Origin of the sequence: Croceibacterium atlanticum, assembly GCF_001008165.2 — a bacterium.
GTDB lineage: Bacteria > Pseudomonadota > Alphaproteobacteria > Sphingomonadales > Sphingomonadaceae > Croceibacterium_C > Croceibacterium_C atlanticum.
The window spans coordinates 646,207-664,457 of record NZ_CP011452.2 but is presented as its reverse complement, the minus strand read 5'-3'; the positions used below and the strand labels follow the sequence as shown (position 1 = coordinate 664,457).

The 18,251-nt window shown below is 60.3% G+C and carries 18 protein-coding genes; 16 read left to right on the top strand and 2 right to left on the bottom strand.

The window, feature by feature from the left end; genetic code table 11:
- The first annotated feature begins 49 nt into the window (after window positions 1-49).
- The 6 genes from WYH_RS03175 to WYH_RS03150 all read left to right on the top strand — a co-directional run bounded on the left by WYH_RS03175 (window position 50) and on the right by WYH_RS03150 (window position 7,139).
- A complete protein-coding gene (locus tag WYH_RS03175) occupies window positions 50-2,560 on the top strand; it encodes a penicillin-binding protein 1A (RefSeq protein ID WP_046902684.1) in 2,511 nt (836 codons plus the stop codon).
- Between the two features lie 2 nt (window positions 2,561-2,562).
- Window positions 2,563-3,150, top strand: coding sequence for a peroxiredoxin (locus tag WYH_RS03170; protein WP_235979817.1), 588 nt, complete (start codon window positions 2,563-2,565; stop codon window positions 3,148-3,150).
- A 91-nt stretch (window positions 3,151-3,241) separates the two neighbouring features.
- The gene (gene prfB / locus WYH_RS03165; RefSeq protein ID WP_046902683.1) at window positions 3,242-4,369 is read left to right on the top strand and encodes a peptide chain release factor 2; all 1,128 of its coding nucleotides are present in this window, start codon (window positions 3,242-3,244) and stop codon (window positions 4,367-4,369) included.
- Between the two features lie 79 nt (window positions 4,370-4,448).
- The gene (locus tag WYH_RS03160) at window positions 4,449-5,165 is read left to right on the top strand and encodes a class I SAM-dependent methyltransferase (protein ID WP_425304760.1); all 717 of its coding nucleotides are present in this window, start codon (window positions 4,449-4,451) and stop codon (window positions 5,163-5,165) included.
- 19 nt (window positions 5,166-5,184) lie between these two features.
- Window positions 5,185-6,591, top strand: a complete 1,407-nt coding sequence (locus WYH_RS03155; RefSeq protein WP_046902681.1) for an NAD(P)H-dependent flavin oxidoreductase — start codon at window positions 5,185-5,187, stop codon at window positions 6,589-6,591.
- 83 nt (window positions 6,592-6,674) lie between these two features.
- Complete coding sequence (locus WYH_RS03150; protein WP_046902680.1) at window positions 6,675-7,139, top strand: SH3 domain-containing protein; 465 nt, start codon at window positions 6,675-6,677, stop codon at window positions 7,137-7,139.
- Window positions 7,140-7,191: 52 nt separating this feature from the next.
- On the opposite strand, the gene WYH_RS03145 is transcribed toward WYH_RS03150, so the two are convergent.
- Window positions 7,192-7,566: a hypothetical protein gene (locus WYH_RS03145; protein ID WP_053833370.1), complete on the bottom strand. Its 375-nt coding sequence runs from the start codon at window positions 7,564-7,566 to the stop codon at window positions 7,192-7,194.
- A gap of 51 nt (window positions 7,567-7,617) precedes the next feature.
- Window positions 7,618-8,814: an acetyl-CoA C-acyltransferase gene (locus WYH_RS03140; RefSeq protein ID WP_046902678.1), complete on the bottom strand. Its 1,197-nt coding sequence runs from the start codon at window positions 8,812-8,814 to the stop codon at window positions 7,618-7,620.
- Window positions 8,815-8,983: 169 nt separating this feature from the next.
- On the opposite strand from WYH_RS03140, the gene ndhC reads away from it, so the two are divergent.
- From ndhC to nuoI, 10 genes are read left to right on the top strand one after another with little or no spacing between them, the layout of a single operon-like run.
- Window positions 8,984-9,358: an NADH-quinone oxidoreductase subunit A gene (gene ndhC, locus WYH_RS03135; protein ID WP_046902677.1), complete on the top strand. Its 375-nt coding sequence runs from the start codon at window positions 8,984-8,986 to the stop codon at window positions 9,356-9,358.
- On the top strand, window positions 9,349-9,963 hold the full coding sequence (locus tag WYH_RS03130) for a NuoB/complex I 20 kDa subunit family protein (protein WP_235979814.1): 615 nt from the start codon (window positions 9,349-9,351) through the stop codon (window positions 9,961-9,963). The genes ndhC and WYH_RS03130 overlap by 10 nt, the downstream gene beginning before the upstream one ends.
- Window positions 9,963-10,820 carry an NADH-quinone oxidoreductase subunit C gene (locus tag WYH_RS03125; RefSeq protein ID WP_046902676.1) on the top strand — a complete coding sequence of 286 codons (858 nt, stop codon included), beginning with the start codon at window positions 9,963-9,965 and terminating at the stop codon, window positions 10,818-10,820. Before WYH_RS03130 ends, WYH_RS03125 begins: the two co-directional genes overlap by 1 nt.
- Window positions 10,817-12,031, top strand: a complete 1,215-nt coding sequence (locus WYH_RS03120; protein WP_046902675.1) for an NADH-quinone oxidoreductase subunit D — start codon at window positions 10,817-10,819, stop codon at window positions 12,029-12,031. The genes WYH_RS03125 and WYH_RS03120 overlap by 4 nt, the downstream gene beginning before the upstream one ends.
- Entirely contained in the window at window positions 12,031-12,699 is a 669-nt protein-coding gene (locus WYH_RS03115; protein WP_046902674.1) for a complex I 24 kDa subunit family protein, read from the top strand. The genes WYH_RS03120 and WYH_RS03115 overlap by 1 nt, the downstream gene beginning before the upstream one ends.
- Window positions 12,699-14,006, top strand: a complete 1,308-nt coding sequence (nuoF, locus tag WYH_RS03110) for an NADH-quinone oxidoreductase subunit NuoF (RefSeq protein ID WP_046902673.1) — start codon at window positions 12,699-12,701, stop codon at window positions 14,004-14,006. The genes WYH_RS03115 and nuoF overlap by 1 nt, the downstream gene beginning before the upstream one ends.
- Window positions 14,003-14,710 (top strand): hypothetical protein, encoded by a 708-nt coding sequence (locus tag WYH_RS03105; protein WP_156320055.1) that lies wholly within the window; start codon window positions 14,003-14,005, stop codon window positions 14,708-14,710. The genes nuoF and WYH_RS03105 overlap by 4 nt, the downstream gene beginning before the upstream one ends.
- A complete protein-coding gene (gene nuoG / locus WYH_RS03100; RefSeq protein WP_046902671.1) occupies window positions 14,710-16,716 on the top strand; it encodes an NADH-quinone oxidoreductase subunit NuoG in 2,007 nt (668 codons plus the stop codon). The genes WYH_RS03105 and nuoG overlap by 1 nt, the downstream gene beginning before the upstream one ends.
- Window positions 16,713-17,759, top strand: a complete 1,047-nt coding sequence (nuoH, locus tag WYH_RS03095) for an NADH-quinone oxidoreductase subunit NuoH (RefSeq protein WP_046902670.1) — start codon at window positions 16,713-16,715, stop codon at window positions 17,757-17,759. The genes nuoG and nuoH overlap by 4 nt, the downstream gene beginning before the upstream one ends.
- Window positions 17,756-18,241: an NADH-quinone oxidoreductase subunit NuoI gene (gene nuoI, locus WYH_RS03090; RefSeq protein WP_046902669.1), complete on the top strand. Its 486-nt coding sequence runs from the start codon at window positions 17,756-17,758 to the stop codon at window positions 18,239-18,241. Before nuoH ends, nuoI begins: the two co-directional genes overlap by 4 nt.
- Window positions 18,242-18,251: the final 10 nt, after the last annotated feature.

Below are 18,251 nucleotides of genomic sequence, written 5' to 3'. Positions count from 1 at the left end.
CGTTGGTTCTGGTGCTAGTCAGTTTCTGCGTGCTAAGGGCGGCGGCGAAATGTCCGAAACAGATCAGACTGCCGAAGGCTTCCGCTATCGTATCCGCCGCGAAGCGAGCGGCGCCCTTGCCTGGCTGCGCGAGGCGTGGAGCGACAAGCGCTGGTTTCGCTGGCTCTCCATCGCCGTGCTTGCCGTCCTCGTCGCGTTTTTCGTGGGCTGGACAGTGCTGACCCGGAATCTTCCGGATGCCGAAACACTGCTCGATTACGAACCGCCATTGCCTTCCATGGTGCGGGGCATCGATGGCGAGATTGTCCATTCCTATGCGCGTGAAAGGCGTGTCCAGCTGCAGTTCAAGGATTTGCCGACCCAGCTGATCAATGCCTACACCTCGGCCGAGGACAAGACATTCTGGACTCATGGCGGCATCGACCTGGGCGGTTTTGCCAGTGCCGTGATCGATTACGCCAGCAAGCTGGGCACGGGCGAACGCGCCGTGGGTGGATCCACCATCACGCAGCAGGTGGCAAAGAACATCCTCGTCGGGAACGAATATTCCGTGACCCGCAAGCTGAAGGAAATGGTGCTCGCCCGGCGCATCGAGGATGTTCTGAGCAAGCGCGAGATCATAACGCTCTATCTGAACGAAATCCCGCTCGGTCGTCGCAGCTTTGGCGTGCAAGCTGCGGCCCGCGCCTATTTCGACAAGGATGTGGGTGATCTGAACCTGCCGGAAATGGCCTATCTGGCGATTCTGCCGAAGGCGCCGGAAACCTACAGCCGGTCGCAGCATTTCGATCTCGCCTTGCAACGCCGCAATTTCGTGCTCGATCAGATGGCGGATAATGGCCACATCACCGCGGCCGAGGCTGCGCAGGCGAAATCCGCACCGCTCGGCATTGTCGACCAGCGACCGGAAACGCGCTCTGCCGATGCCGGCTATTTCCTCGAGGAAGTGCGGCGGGAACTCATGTCCCGCTATGGCGAAAATGCCGAGGATGGGCCGGATAGTGTCTATGCCGGCGGCCTGTGGGTTCGGACGTCGCTCGACACTGATATGCAGACCGCGGCGCAGAATTCGCTGCGGGCCGGGCTTATGCGTTATCACGGCAATCGTGGCTGGACCGGCCCCGTGGCGACGATCGACCCGTCCAAGGGCGATCTGAAGCGCCAGCTCGCCAGTTCCTATCTCTCGATCAATTATCAGGACTGGAAAATCGGTGTCGTGACGCAGCGGAACGGAAATTCCGCGCAGATCGGCTTTTCGGACGGCAAGGAAGCGCCCTTATCGAACCTGCCGGACCGTCTGAAAGTGGGTGACGTGATCGCCGCATCGCCCTCCGGCAATGGCTGGCGCGTGCGCACCGTGCCGGAAGTATCCGGAGGTTTCCTGGCCCAGGATCCAAACACCGGCCGTATCCTTGCCATGCAGGGCGGATTCGATCCGCGGCTCGACAGTTTCAACCGCGCGACGCAGGCCAATCGCCAGCCCGGTTCGACCATCAAGCCATTCGTTTATGCAACGGGCCTGGACAGCGGCATGACCCCGGCGACCATGGTGCCGGACAAGACCTATTGCTATTATCAGGGCGCCAATCTGGGCGAGAAATGCTTCCGCAATTTCAGCGGCCAGGGTGGCGGCGAACACACGATGCGCTGGGGGCTGGAACAGTCGCGCAACCTGATGACTGTCCATATCGCCATGGATTCGGGCATGGAGAATGTGGTCAAGACATTCGACCGCGCGGGTATAGGCAAATATGATCCCTTTCCCGCTTTCGCGCTGGGCGCTGGGGAAACCACCGTCGAAAAGATGGTTGCGGCCTATTCCGGCCTGTTCAACCATGGCCTGAAACATGAACCGACAGTAATCGACTATGTGCAGGACCGGAATGGCAAGGTCATCTGGCGCGCCGACGATCGCGATTGCAGCGGCTGCAATATGGATGAATGGGACGGCCGCCCCATGCCGCGCCTGCCCGAACGCGGGAACCAGATACTCGATCCCCGCACGGCCTATCAGGTAGTGCATATGATGGAAGGTGTGGTCCAGCGTGGCACTGCCGTGGCGCTGCGTGATCTCGGCATGCCGCTTGCCGGCAAGACGGGTACGACCAGCGGCCCCACCAATGTCTGGTTCATCGGCGGATCGCCGGATATTGTCGCAGGCGTCTATATGGGCTTCGACCGGCCCCGCAACATGGGTGGTTACGCCCAGGGCGGCACCCTGGCGGCGCCGATCTTCAAGCAATTCGTCAGGGAAACGCGCAGCAAGTGGAGCGAGCGGCCATTCCTGGCACCTGAAGGTGTCCGGATGGTGCGGATCGACCGCCGGACGGGCCGCCGCGTGTTCGACGCCTGGCCCAGCGGGGAACCACTGGCCGGCGTGATCTGGGAAGCGTTCAAGCCGGACACGGAACCGACCCGCAAGGGCCGCAGGGACGAGATCGACGAAATGCGCGAACTGGTCCTGGCGCAATTGCGACGGAGGGAAGCCGCCGCTGCCGCCGCCGCGAATGCGGAGCGTGAGCCTGCGGACTTCGTGGAAGAGCAAGGCGGGCTCTATTGATCATGCGTGTGGACTTTGCCGCCGTGCAGGTTCATTATTCGCGCATGATCAAACGCGCAGTCACGCTCGCTGCGGCCATGTCGGCCGTTCTGGTAACTTCGCCCCTGATGGCCGCGCTGCCCAAGGGCGCGAAAGCGCCGGCCATCACCACCAGCGGGGCTCTGGCGGGCAAGACCTTCACCTTCACTCTCGGTAAAGCGCTGGAGAAGGGGCCGGTCGTGCTCTATTTCTTCCCCAAGGCCTTTACCCAGGGCTGCACGCTGGAGGCGCGGGCCTTTGCCGAAGCCATGCCCGAATTCAGGGCCGCCGGCGCGCAGGTGGTCGGCCTTTCGGCGGATGACATGGAAACGCTGAAGAAATTCTCGACCGAGGAATGCCGCGATGCTTTCCCTGTCGCCATGGCCGATTCCCGAACGATCGAAGCCTATGACGTGGCATTCGAACGGGACGGCAAGGACACTGGCATGTCCGACCGGACATCCTATGTCATTGCGCCGGACGGAACGATCACCATGGTCCATTCCGAACTGGATTGGCGCAATCACGTCAGGATGACGCTCGACGCGGTGAAAGCGCTCAAGAAGTCCTGATGCGGCAGCCGGGGCCATTGGCTCCGTTCCCTGAACCACTTTCCGATTCCGGCGGCCTGCGCTAGGGGGCCGCTCCCAAGGAGATTTTGCCATGCGTGCCGAAGGGCAGGCCCATATTGACCGGATCGAAGCCGCGCTGGCGCTGGTGCGCAAGTCGCTCGACTGGGAGCGCGCATTGCGCAGGCTGGACGAGCTGAATGCGCGGGTGGAAGACCCGACCCTGTGGGATGATCCCAAGGGCGCGGAACAGGTCATGCGCGAAAGGCGGCGGCTTGAAAGCGCGATTGGCACCGTGCGCGAGATCGAAAGCGAAATGGGCGATGCGATCGAATTCGTCGAACTGGGCGAGGCCGAGGGTGACGATGCCGTGGTCGAAGAAGGCATTGCCTCGCTTGAACGGCTGAGCGCTCGCGCCGATGCCGACAAGGTGCATGCGCTGCTTTCAGGCGAAGCCGACAGCAACGACACCTATCTGGAAATTCACGCGGGTGCTGGCGGCACGGAAAGCCAGGACTGGGCTGAAATGCTGCTGCGCATGTATTCCCGCTGGGCCGAACGCCGGGGTTTCAAGGTGGAAACCGTGGAATATCAGACGGGCGAACAGGCCGGCATCAAATCCGCCACGCTCTTGATCAAGGGCGAAAATGCTTATGGCTATGCCAAGACGGAAAGCGGTGTGCACCGCCTGGTGCGGATCAGCCCCTATGACAGTTCCGCCCGGCGCCATACGAGCTTTTCCAGCGTGTGGGTCTATCCGGTGATCGATGACGATATCGATATCGAGATCAACGAAGGCGATCTGAAGATCGATACCTATCGCGCCAGCGGGGCGGGGGGCCAGCACGTGAACACGACGGATTCCGCCGTCCGCATCACGCACCAACCCACCGGCATCGTGGTGGCAAGCCAGAACGACCGCAGCCAGCACAAGAACCGCGCCACGGCGATGAGCATGCTGAAGGCACGGCTTTACGAAGCCGAACTGGCCAAGCGCGAAGCTGTGGCTGCCGGCGAGTATCAGGAAAAGACCGAGATTGGCTGGGGACACCAGATCCGTTCCTATGTGCTGCAGCCCTACCAGCTGGTGAAGGATCTTCGCACGGGCACCACTTCCACCAGCCCGGATGACGTTCTCGACGGGGCGATAGATGATTTCATTGCCGCCGCCCTGGCGCAGCGGGTGACGGGCGAGACGGTTGAGGTGGAGGATGTCGAGTAGGGATGCCGCGTGCGGCTTTGCCGCCGTCCCCCTCAGACGCTAATACCGGCCCGTGCAACGCTTATTCTGCATAGGATTCTTGGCTGCTTCTGCATCTCTGATGGGGTGCCAGCCTGCGGCTGATGACGATCGTCCGCCCACGGCGCGGGAATTTCCGCGCGCTTATCGGGGCTATTCGCAGCCTTCGGGGAATTCCTTCAGCTCGGAACAGGTCCGTGACGATCGGCGCGAGGCGGAAACGGTGATGGATCTGGCCGATATCCGGCCCGGGATGACCGTGGCGGATATCGGTTCCGGCGAAGGTTATTATACGGTTCGCCTGGCTGAGCGCGTTGGCGAGAATGGGCGCGTGCTGGCCGAGGATATCGACGAAGCAGCCCTGCGCCAGCTGGGGGACCGGGTCGAACGTGAACGGTTGGCCAATGTATCCATCAAGCTCGGCACTGAAGACGATCCGAAACTGCCGGAAGACAGCTTCGATCGAATATTCATGGTTCACATGTATCACGAAGTGTCCGAACCATACGCATTCCTGTGGCGATTACGTCCGGCGCTGCGTGAAGGCGGTCAGGTAATCGTGGTAGATGTTGACCGGCCTGTCGCCCGCCATGGTATTGCGCCAAAATTGTTGTTTTGCGAATTCGATCATGTGGGCTTCCGCCTGGTCGAATTTGTTCGTAAGCCCGAACTCGCAGGTTATTACGCCGAGTTCGTGGCTGACGGGGAGCGGCCCGAGCCGCACGAGATTGAGCCATGCAGTCAGCCGGGCGAAGAAACTGAAGCGGCGCCGCAATAGGCGCCTTATGAGGTTGTAGATGAATTTCAAAGGGTTGAAGCCCATTAATTATGGCGGACGCGAAGTCTGGCCGCTGATCGAAGGCGGCAAGGGTGTCTCCGCGACCAATCATATGAGTTCCGGTGCATGGGCTGCCGCTGGTGGAATCGGTACTGTCAGTGCTGTCAATGCGGATAGCTATGATGCGGAAGGCAAGATCATTCCGCAGGTCTATGACCAGCTGACCCGCAAGGAACGGCATGAACAACTGGTGCGGTATGCCATCGATGGCGCGGTGGAACAGGTGCGCCGTGCCTATGACATCGCCAATGGGCAGGGCGCGATCAATATCAACGTGCTGTGGGAAATGGGCGGGGCGCAGGCCGTGCTCGAAGGCGTGCTGGAAAAGACCCGCGGCCTTGTGACGGGCGTCACCTGCGGTGCGGGCATGCCCTACAAGCTGGCCGAAATCGCCGCTCGCTTCAATGTCAGCTATTTGCCGATCATCAGTTCGGCTCGTGCCTTTCGCGCATTGTGGAAGCGGTCCTATCACAAGGTGTCGGACCTGATGGCGGCCGTGGTCTATGAAGATCCGTGGCTGGCCGGCGGCCATAACGGCCTGTCCAATGCCGAAGATCCGAAAAAGCCGGAAGATCCCTATCCGCGCGTCAAGGCCGTCCGCGATGTCATGCGCAAGGAAGGCATTTCGGATGACGTGCCGATCGTAATGGCCGGCGGTGTGTGGTTCCTGCGCGAATGGAACGACTGGATCGACAATCCGGAACTCGGCACGATCGCATTCCAGTTCGGCACCAGGCCGCTGCTGACGCATGAAAGCCCGATTCCGCAGGGCTGGAAAGATCGCCTGCGCACGCTCGAACCGGGCGATGTCCTGCTTCACCGTTTCAGCCCCACGGGTTTTTACAGCTCGGCCGTGCGCAATCCCTTCCTCCGCGATCTTGAAGCGCGCAGCGAACGGCAGATTCCCTATTCGCGGGTCGAGGCGGGCGAACATACCGTCCAGCTCGATGTCGGCGTGAAGGGCAAGAATTTCTGGGTCGCGCCCAAGGATCTGGAACGGGCGCGGGGCTGGGTGGCCGAAGGCTATACCGAAGCACTGAAAACGCCGGACGATACGGTCGTGTTCGTCACGCCCGAATCCCGCAAGGTGATCCGCGAAGACCAGGCCGCCTGCATGGGCTGCCTGTCGCATTGCGGGTTCTCCTCTTGGAAGGATCACGATGATTACACCACCGGGCGCCTGGCCGACCCGCGCAGTTTCTGCATCCAGAAGACTTTGCAGGACATTGCCCATGGTGACGATGTCGAACAGAACCTGATGTTTGCCGGCCATGCGGCTTTCCGCTTCAAGCAGGACCCGTTCTATTCGAACAATTTCACTCCGACGGTGAAGCAATTGGTCGACAGAATCCTGACCGGCGACTGATCCCGCCATATTTTCCAGGGCGATTGCGTGCTTTCGTCATCGATATCTTGAAGCGACTCTTCGCGACGCTCTAGGAAAGCTTCATGATGCGCATCGCCCTGTTCTTTTTCCTTATGCTCGGCATCGCCATGCCGGCTGCGGCGCAGGATCGTGAAGTACCCTATTGGGCCACGGTCCGCGCGGAAGAGGTGAACATGCGGGTGGGGCCCAGCATCAATTACCCGATTGACTGGGTCTATCGCCGCAAGGGCCTGCCCGTGAAAGTGGTGCGCCTCTATCAGGGGTGGCGTCTGGTACAGGATCCCGACGGCACGCAAGGCTGGATTGTCGCGCGGCTTCTCAGCCCGCAGCGCGGGGCGATCGTCATTGGCGATGGATTGGCTGAAATGCGCGGATCTCCGGAAACGGGTGCGCAATTGCTGTGGAATGTCGAACCCGGCGTGGTCGGCACGCTGGGCGATTGCCGCGATGGCTGGTGCGAATTCCGGGTAAAAGCCCAGGAAGGCTGGGTCCGCGAAGACCGGCTCTGGGGCGCGGGCGAACCCTGATATTTTTATCTCCGCGGCTGCCCGCACAAAATCAGCGGGGGCGGCATTGCGCTCAATCGACTTTCTTCACCGTGATCGGATCGCCTTCATCCGGTGTCGCAGTGAAAGTGCCATCATCGCCGATATCACCTATAGTATAGCACATTGGCGGCTCGTCGGTCGTTGGGTCAAAACAGGTCTTGCCGCCTTCCTCGCGCCATGAACCCATAGAGACGATGTCCCCATCCATGCTTTCGATATAGCTGCCATCCTCGGCCAGAAAGCTTGAGATGGTGCCGTCGTCGGTCACGATCTCATAGGATCCGGCCATGGCGCTCACTGCGGACGGGGCGGCGGATGCATCGCCCTCCGCGTCCGCATCATTCGATTCGGGACTGGAACAGGCCGCCAGGACAGCCAATCCGCATAAAACGGTGATCTTCTTCATCAATGCCTCCCCTGCAATTGCGAACAGGGGAGGCATAGCATGATTTGGCCGTCAGGCGATCTCGACCGCGATCGCGGTTGCTTCGCCGCCGCCAATGCAGAGGCTGGCAATACCCTTCTTGCCACCGCGTGCCTTCAATGCCGCGATGAGTGTTACCAGGATGCGCGCACCGCTGGCGCCGATGGGATGGCCCAGCGCCGTGGCGCCGCCATTCACATTGATCTTTTCATGCGGGATGCCGAGATCGCGCATGGCGAACATGGCAACGCAGGCGAAGGCTTCGTTGATCTCGAACAGGTCGACCTCATCCATGCTCCAGCCCGTCTTCTCCAGCAGGGTATGGATCGCGCCGACAGGTGCGGTGGTGAAGGCCTTCGGTTCCTGCGCATGGGCCGCCGTGCCCACAATCGTGGCGACAGGCGCAAAGCCCTTATCCTTGGCGACACTGGAACGCGTCAGCACCAGTGCGGCGGCACCATCGGAAATAGACGATGAGGTGGCTGCGGTGATCGTGCCATCCTTTGCAAAGGCGGCACGCAATTGCGGGATCTTGTCCGGGCGTCCGCGTCCGGGCTGTTCATCCGTATCCACCGTAACTTCGCCCTTGCGGGTGGAATAGGTGACCGGAACGATCTCGTCCTTGAAGGCGCCGCTTTCGATCGCCGCATTTGCGCGGGAAAGCGATTCGATGGAAAATTCGTCCATCTCCTCGCGCGTCAGCTTGTACTCGTTCGCCGTTTCCTGCGCGAAGGAACCCATTGCGGCCCCCGCATCGTAAGCATCTTCCAGCCCGTCCAGGAACATGTGATCGTAAGCCGTGTCATGGCCAAGCCGCGCGCCTGAACGATGCTTCTTGAGCAGATAGGGCGCATTCGTCATGCTCTCCATACCGCCGGCGACGATGAAATCGGCGGCGCCGGATGCCAGCGCTTCGGCCCCCATAATGACCGTTTGCATGCCGCTGCCGCAGACCTTGTTCACAGTCGTCGCCTGGACGGATTTTGGCAGGCCCGCCTTGACACCGGCCTGGCGCGCGGGTGCCTGTCCAAGGCCTGCGGGCAGCACGCAGCCCATATAGATGCGGTCGAATTCATCACCGGAAATTCCGGCCCGTTCGACCGCGCCCTTCACGGCGGTGGCGCCCAGGTCGGTCGCGCTCACCTCTGCAAGCGCGCCCTGCATGGCGCCCATCGGCGTGCGGGCGTAGGACAGGATGACGATAGGATCGGATTCGTTGAAAATGGCCATTTAGCGAGCTCTCCTGCGTCGCGGACTGTGTCACGCAATTGATCTAGTAAGCGCGTGTGACAAACGCAATCACGGTGCAGGAGGCGGGAAAAGGGGTCATGCCTCTTGAATGCCGCATTGCGGGAAGATAGGGGCCTTGAAAGCCCAGCATTCCTAGCGAGTCAGACCTTTGGTCGATCTAACCCAATATCTACCCATCCTGATCTTCCTCTTCATCGCGCTCGGCCTGTCCGTGTTGTTCGTGTTTTTGCCGATGGGCGTTTCCCGCCTGACCGGCAGCCACAACCCATCGGCGGAAAAGCTTAGCGAGTATGAATGCGGATTCCCCGCTTTCGAAGATCCCCGCAGCCAGTTCGACGTCCGGTTCTATCTGGTGGCCATATTGTTCATCGTCTTCGACCTGGAAGCAGCGTTCCTGTTTCCCTGGGCGGTCAGCCTTGATCTGACGGGATGGACCGGTTGGGCGACCATGATGGTCTTCCTGTTCGAACTTGCGGTCGGGCTCGCCTATGCCTGGAAGAAGGGAGCACTGGAATGGGAGTGAGTAACGACATTCCGGGCGCGCATCTCGCTGCGAGTTCGACGCGCGACCCCGCCCATAACAGGGCGATTCATCAGCAGCCGACGGCGCTGGGCGGCGAAACGCGCCTGCCCGATGCCGATTATTTTCATGCGCTGCAGACCGAAGTGAATGACAAGGGCTTCCTTGTCACCAGCACGGAAGAGCTGTTCCAGTGGGCCCGTACGGGTTCGCTGTGGTGGATGACCTTCGGCCTGGCCTGCTGTGCGGTCGAAATGATCCATGTGAACATGCCGCGTTACGACATGGAGCGGTTCGGAGCTGCCCCGCGTGCATCGCCGCGCCAGAGCGACGTGATGATCGTTGCCGGCACGCTGTGCAACAAGATGGCTCCGGCGCTGCGCAAGGTCTATGACCAGATGTCGGATCCGAAATATGTGATCTCGATGGGCAGCTGCGCCAATGGCGGCGGCTATTACCATTACAGCTATTCCGTCGTGCGTGGCTGCGATCGCATCGTGCCGGTCGATATATATGTGCCGGGTTGCCCGCCCACTGCCGAAGCGCTGCTTTATGGCGTGATGCAGTTGCAGCGGAAGATCCGCCGTGAAGGGACGATCGAGCGATAATGGCCAGTGTTCTGCATTCCGCGCCCCGGATCGCCGAGATCGAAGGGATTGCCGATAGCTTCGCCGCGGCGCTGGGCGACATGCTGCTCAGCAGCAAATCCGAACATGGCGAGCTGGTTCTCACCGTCGCACGTGACCGGATCGAAGATGCGCTGCGCCTGCTGCGCGATGATTTCGAATATCAGCAATTGATGGAAATCGCCGGGGTTGACTATCCCCAGCGTCCCGAACGGTTCGAAATTGTCTACATGCTTCTGTCAGTAACCAGGAACCATCGTATCCTGGTGAAATGCAGCGCCGCCGAAGATACTCCGGTGCCGACCGTCACGACGCTGTGGCCCGTTGCCGGATGGCTCGAACGCGAAGTCTACGACATGTATGGCGTGCTGTTCGAAGGAAATACGGACCTCCGTCGCATCCTGACCGATTACGGTTTCGAAGGGCATCCTTTCCGCAAGGACTTCCCGCTCACCGGCTATCAGGAACTGCGCTATTCCGAAGAGGACAAGCGCGTCGTCTATGAGCCTGTAGAACTGGCCCAGGATTTCCGCAGCTTCGATTTCATGAGCCCGTGGGAAGGCGCGGATTACGTCCTTCCCGGGGATGAAAAGGCTGAAGCCCCTGCGGTCGATACGCCCGCGACGACTGAAAGCACCAAGGATACGGGTGCTGGTAAGAAGGCTGATGCCAAGGCTGCGGACCGGGAAAGTTCCGGCGCGCCGGCGACCGAGGGCAAGGGCGGCAAGGACACCGATGCCCCCGAACCGACCGAGGATCGCCCGGATGAGCCGGTTCGCAAGGGCAAAAGTCCGCAGACCAAGGGCGCAACCGAAGTGGACAAGGAGGAGGGCGAATGAGCGGCCTCCAGCTCGAAGAATCGCCGACCACCGGCGATGACGTAATCACGAATTACACGATCAATTTCGGCCCCCAGCATCCCGCCGCGCATGGCGTGCTTCGCATGGTGATGGAGCTGGACGGCGAGATTATCGAGCGGATCGATCCGCATGTCGGCCTGCTGCATCGCGGCACCGAAAAGCTGATCGAGCACAAGACCTATCTTCAGGCTCTGCCCTATTTCGACCGGCTCGATTATTGCAGCCCGCTCTGCATGGAGCACTCCTATGTGCTCGCGATCGAGAAGATGCTGAATGTGGAAGTGCCGCTGCGCGCGCAATATCTGCGTGTGCTGTTCGCGGAACTGACGCGCATCTGCAACCACATGTTGAATATCGGCTCGCACGTCATGGACGTGGGCGCGATGACGCCAAACCTGTGGCTTTTCGAAGTTCGTGAGGATTGTCTCAATTTCTTCGAGCGGGCTTCGGGTGCGCGCATGCACAGTGCATGGTTTCGTCCCGGCGGCGTGCATCAGGACGTGCCGCTGAAGCTGCTGACCGACATCGCCGACTGGCTCGATACTCGCCTGCCGACCCTGTTCGAAGATGCCATGTCCCTCGTCATGGACAATCGCATCTTCAAGCAGCGCAATGTCGATATTGCCGTGGTGAGCAAGGATGATGCGCTGGCATGGGGCTTTTCCGGCCCGATGATCCGCGCGGCCGGTATTCCCTGGGATATCCGCAAGTCGCAGCCATATGACGTGTATGACCGCATGGATTTTGAAATCCCGGTCGGCACGAATTCCGATTGCTATGACCGTTTCATGGTCCGTGTCGAGGAAGTGCGCCAGTCGGCGAAGATCATGAAGCAGTGCCTGGCCGAAATGCCGGAAGGGCCGATCTGCTCCGATGACCGCAAGGTTTCCCCGCCGAAGCGCGGCGAGATGAAGCAGTCGATGGAAGCGCTGATCCACCACTTCAAGCTTTACACGGAAGGCTTCCACGTGCCGGCGGGCGAAGTCTATGTGGCGACCGAAAGCCCCAAGGGCGAATTCGGCGTCTATCTCGTCAGCGATGGCAGCAACAAGCCATATCGCTGCAAGATCCGCCCGACGGCCTTCAGTCACCTGCAGGCGATGGATTTCATGAGTAAGGGCCACATGCTGCCCGACGCGACCGCCATTCTCGGCGCGATCGACGTGGTGTTCGGGGAGTGCGACCGCTAATGGCCGACCGTCATCTTGAACCAGATACGCCGGAACTGCGCGAGCGGTGGGGCAACTGGGCCTTCAATGACGAGAATCTCGTCAAGGCGAAGCAGATCGTCGCACGCTATCCCGAAGGGCGCCAGCGTTCGGCAGTGATGCCGCTGCTCGATCTTGCCCAGCGGCAAGTCGGTGCGGAAACCAATACGCAGGGCTGGTTGCCGATCCCGGTGATGGAATATATCGCCGATTATCTCGACATGCCGATTATCCGCGTGGTCGAGGTCGCGACCTTCTACACCATGTATAATCTCGTGCCGGTCGGCCGTTTCCACGTGCAGGTCTGCGGCACAACGCCCTGCATGTTGCGTGGTTCGGACGATATTCTCGCCGCCTGTGCGAAGCGCGGAATGAAGAAGGGCCACACCACCGGTGACGGTATGTGGACGCTTACCGAGGTCGAATGCATGGGCAATTGCGCCACGGCGCCGATGGTCCAGATCAATGATGGCAATTACGAAGATCTGACGGTCGAACGTTTCGATGCCGTACTTGATGCACTGGCCAGAGGCGAGACGCCCAAGGAAGGCACTCAGGAACCGGGCCGCCATACCTCCGAACCGAGCGGTGGGCCGACCACGCTCAAGGAAATGGTTACCGAAAACCACGATTACCGGAGTGAGTGGTAATGCTCGCCGACAAGGATCGCATCTTCACCAATCTCTATGGCTTCCAGGACTGGGGGCTGAAAGCCGCACAGGCTCGCGGGGATTGGGATAATACCAAGGACATGATCGCCAAGGGGCAGGATGCCATCATCGAAGAGGTGAAGGCGTCTGGTCTGCGCGGGCGGGGCGGGGCAGGTTTCCCCACCGGCATGAAGTGGAGCTTCATGCCCAAGGAAGCGCCAAAGGATCATAACGGTAATCCGCGGCCCAGCTTCCTCGTCATCAATGCGGACGAATCCGAACCGGGTTCCTGCAAGGATCGCGAGATTATCCGTCACGATCCGCACAAGCTGATCGAAGGCGCGCTGGTCGCCGGTTTCGCTATGCGGGCGCGGGCGGCCTATATCTATATTCGCGGCGAATATATCCGTGAGGCGGAAACGCTGTTTGCCGCCGTGGCCGAGGCTTATGACGCGGGCCTGCTGGGCAAGAACGCAGCCGGTTCGGGTTATGATTTCGACGTCTTCGTCCATCGGGGCGCGGGCGCCTATATCTGCGGTGAAGAAACCGCGATGATCGAAAGCCTCGAAGGCAAGAAGGGCCAGCCACGGCTCAAGCCGCCTTTCCCGGCCGGCGCGGGCCTCTATGGCTGCCCGACCACCGTCAACAATGTGGAATCGATCGCTGTCGTGCCCACGATCATGCGGCGCGGCGCCACGTGGTTCTCCAGATTCGGGCGGGAGAACAACAAGGGCACCAAGCTGTTCCAGATCAGCGGCCATGTGGAAAAGCCCTGCGTCGTCGAAGAGGCGATGAGCATTCCTTTCCGTGAGCTGATCGAAAAGCATTGCGGCGGCATCACGGGTGGCTGGGACAATCTGCTGGCCGTTATTCCCGGCGGTTCCTCTGTTCCGCTGGTTCCGGCGGAGCAGATCATGGACTGCCCGATGGATTTTGACGGTCTGAAGGAAGTCGGCTCCGGTCTCGGTACGGCAGCTGTGATCGTCATGGACAAATCGACCGACATCGTACGGGCGATCAGCCGGATCAGCCATTTCTACAAGCATGAAAGCTGCGGCCAGTGCACGCCCTGCCGCGAAGGCACAGGCTGGATGTGGCGCGTGATGGAACGCCTGCGCACCGGCGATGCCGATGTGGAAGAGATCGACCTGCTGTTCAACGTGACCAAGCAGGTGGAAGGCCACACGATCTGCGCCCTGGGCGATGCGGCCGCCTGGCCGATCCAGGGCTTGATCCGCCACTTCCGTCCGGAAATCGAACGGCGGATTGCTGCGAACCAGGGCGCATTGCAGGAGGCTGCGGAGTGAAGCTTCGCGACGCCCTGATCCTGCTGGCAGGCTGCAGCCTGTTCTGCGGCAGTGGCCCTGCGGCGGCACAGGACGCGGCGCCTACGGGATCGCGCATTTCGCGGCCGACGGCGAATAATCATGCTAATAACCAGACCATTTCTGAAGAAGATCGAGCATTACGGGCGACACAGGACTTTAGCCGTTGCGCTATTTATAGTGACAGAGCTGTAGTGATTGAATTTCTTGCCTCCTATTCGCAGAAACTCGACAAAAAAGTTGCACGGACCATCATGAATGATGGATGCTTGTCGCACGGTCAGCTCATGATGCCGGCTGAAACATTGCGTGGGGGGCTGTTCCGGCAATTGTTGATCGACGACTTTGCCGATCAGGAACTGGTGCCGGCGGATACAGCGGTGCAATACGCTCGGTATTTTCCTGAATTGGAAAGCTCCAAATCCCGAACTGCTTATCTCATGCTGGATTTTGCCAGTTGCGTAGTCCGTACCGATCCGGAAAACAGCCGTGCATTTGTCACGGCAATTCCCGGTGAGCCGCAAGAGGAAGAAGCGCTGAAATCGCTGATTCCGCAACTCGGCCCGTGTATGCCGGATGGCCTGCAGGTGGAATTCAGCAAGTCCATGCTGACGAGCTATTTTGCCGAAGCTCTGTATCGCGAATTCGAGGCGGCTGCGGTCGCCCAGCAAGCGAAAGCCGAATAATGCCTAAAGTAACCGTAGACGGACAGGAAATCGAGGTCCCGGCAGGCGCCACCGTGCTGCAGGCCTGCGAGCTGGCCGGCAAGGAAATCCCGCGTTTCTGCTATCATGAACGGCTGTCCATCGCCGGCAATTGCCGCATGTGTCTGGTCGAAGTGAAGCCCGGACCGCCGAAGCCGCAGGCGAGTTGCGCGCTGCCTGCCACCGAAGGCCAGGAAATCCGCACCGATAGCGAGATGGTCAAGAAGGCTCGCGAAGGCGTGATGGAGTTCCTGCTGATCAACCACCCGCTCGATTGCCCGATCTGTGACCAGGGCGGCGAATGCGATCTGCAGGACCAAAGCCTGGCCTATGGCCGTGGCGGCACGCGCTATCACGAGAACAAGCGCGCGGTGACTGAGAAATATATGGGTCCGCTGATCAAGACGGTGATGACCCGCTGCATTCACTGCACACGCTGCGTCCGCTTCTCCGAAGAAGTGGCCGGTGTTGACGAAATCGGCGCGCTCTATCGCGGCGAAGACATGCAGATCACGACCTATCTGGAACATGCCGCGAAGCACGAGCTTTCCGCGAATGTGATCGATCTGTGCCCTGTCGGCGCGCTGACGAGCCGGCCCTACGCCTATGAGGCGCGTCCATGGGAGCTTAAGAAGACGCTTTCGATCGACGTTTCGGATGCGATGGGGGCGAATATCCGGATCGATAGCCGAGGCCGCGAAGTATTGCGCGCGCTCCCCCGCATCAATGACGATGTGAATGAGGAGTGGATCAGCGACAAGGCGCGGTACCAGGTTGACGGGCTTGTCCGCCGGCGTCTCGACAAGGTCTGGATCCGCAAACGTGGCAAGTTGCAGCAGGCCAGCTGGGACGAGGCATTCAAGGCGATCGCCAAGGTCAAGCCAGGCAAGGATGTGGCCGCTATCGCCGGCGACATGCTCGATTGCGAAACCATGTTTGCCGCGAAGAAGCTGATCGGTGCGCTCGGTTCCAGCCTGATCGAAAGCCGGCAGACCGGGATGGCCTATCCGACCGAAAATCTCGCGGCCGTTAATTTCAACTCGACCTTTGCCGGGATCGAGGAAGCCGATGCCATTCTGGTGGTCGGCAGCCATATTCGCTGGGAAGCGCCGCTGCTCAATGTGCGCCTGCGCAAGGCGGCAAAAAGAGGGGCGAAGATTTTCCTGATCGGGCCGGAATGGGAAACCACCTATCCGGCACAGTTCATCGGCGATGATGCGGCCTTTCTCAACGATCTGCCTGCGCAGGTGACCGAGGCGTTCCAGGGAGCAGAAAAGCCGGCAATCATCCTTGGCGGCGCTGGACTTGCTGCTGGAGCGCTCGATCCGGCTCTGGCTTTCGCGGAGAAGTTCAAGCTCGTCCGCGACGGGTGGAACGGGTTCAATGTCCTGCATTTCTCTGCCGCGCGGATGGGTGCGCTCATGCTCGGCTATGCACAGAAGGGCGGCATCGCCGATCTGGTGGACGCACAGCCCAAGCTGCTCCTGGCGCTTGGCGCGGATGAAGTGGACTTCACCAGGTTCGAGAATGCGCTGAAGGTCTATATCGGCCATCACGGCGACAAGGGCGCCCATGCTGCCGACATCATCCTTCCGGCGAGTGCTTTCACCGAAAAGCCAGGCACTTATGTGAATACTGAAGGTCGCGTACAATTCGCCGACAAGGCCGTGTTCGCACCCGGTGATGCCCGCGAAGACTGGACGATCCTGCGCGCCCTCGCCGATGCTCTGGGTGTGGAAGTAGGCTTCAACAGCTTCGACGAATTGCGCACAGCGATGATTGCGGAAGTTCCGGCTCTTGGCATTGAAGGCCTGGCGGATTACGGGGCGCTTCCGGAAGCCGATGCGTCCGCAAAGGCAGAAGGGCTGATCGCCTATCCGATCAAGGACTTCTACATGACCAACCCGATCAGCCGGGCAAGCCCGACCATGCAGCGATGCTCCGCAGAGCTGCTCCAGGCTGAAGAACTGGCGGAGGCTGCGGAATGACCGCATTCTTCCAAGAACTCGGCATGACTTACGACTGGGCGTGGTTTGTTGCCACGATCTGCGGAATCCTGCTGATCGCGCTGCCGCTCATGCTTGCGGTCGCGATGGTTATCTACGCCGAACGCCGTTTCTGGGGCGCCTTCGCTCTTCGCCGGGGCCCGAACGTGGTCGGCCCCTTCGGCGTGTTGCAGAGCTTCGCGGATGGTCTGAAGGTCTTTTTGCAGGAAACGATCGTCCCTGCGGCGGCGAATAAGGGCCTGTTCCTGATCGCTCCGATCATCACCTTCACCGTCGCGTTGATGGCCTGGGCGGTGATCCCGTTCAATTCGGGCGCGGTGCTCGCGGATATCAATGTCGGCCTTCTCTATGTCCTCGCGATAAGTTCCCTCGGAACATATGGCGTGGTGATCGCAGGCTGGGCATCAAACTCGAAATATCCCTTCTTCTCAGCCATGCGCGCCGCGGCGCAGATGATCTCCTATGAAGTTTCTATCGGCTTCATCCTGATCTGCGTCGTACTGTGGGCCGGCACGTTCAACATGAACGGCATCATCGAAGCGCAACAGGGTCATATATTCGGATTTATCAACGCCTTCGCGTTTAATCCGTTGCTGTTCCCGATGTGGGTCGTGTTCCTGATCTCGGCCATGGCGGAAACCGCCCGCGCACCGTTCGACCTGACCGAAGCGGAAAGCGAACTCGTGGCCGGTTACCAGACCGAATATTCGTCCATGGCCTTCGCGCTCTACTGGCTCGGCGAATATGCCAATGTGCTGCTGATGTGCACGCTGAACGCGGTGTTGTTCTTCGGTGGCTGGCTGCCACCGGTCGATTGGGCTCCGCTCTATTACGTGCCGGGAATCGTATGGCTGCTGCTGAAGACGTTCTTCTTCTTCTTCGTGTTCAGCTGGGTAAAGGCTACGGTGCCGCGCTATCGCTATGACCAGCTGATGCGGCTTGGCTGGAAAGTGTTTCTGCCGATGAGCCTGCTCTTCGTGGTTCTGGTCTCCGGCTATCTGATGTTAACGAGGTATGGCGCATGAGTGTCGCTCAACTCGTCAAATCCTTCACGCTGTGGGAATTTCTCAAGGCCCACTCGCTGACCTTGAAGTATTTCTTCAAGCCGAAGGCGACGATCAACTATCCCTATGAAAAGAACCCGCTGAGCCCTCGCTTCCGTGGAGAGCACGCGCTGCGCCGCTATCCCAATGGCGAGGAACGCTGCATCGCATGCAAATTGTGCGAAGCAGTCTGCCCGGCGCAGGCCATCACGATCGAGGCCGAACCGCGTGAGGACGGCAGCCGCCGCACGACGCGCTACGATATCGACATGACGAAATGCATCTATTGCGGTTTCTGCCAGGAAGCTTGCCCGGTGGATGCCATCGTCGAGGGCCCGAATTTCGAATATTCCACAGAAACGCGCGAGGAATTGCTGTACGACAAGGCGAAACTGCTGGCGAACGGGGACAAGTGGGAGCGTGCAATCGCCGCGAACCTTGAAGCCGATGCGCCCTATCGCTAACCGGCGCGCG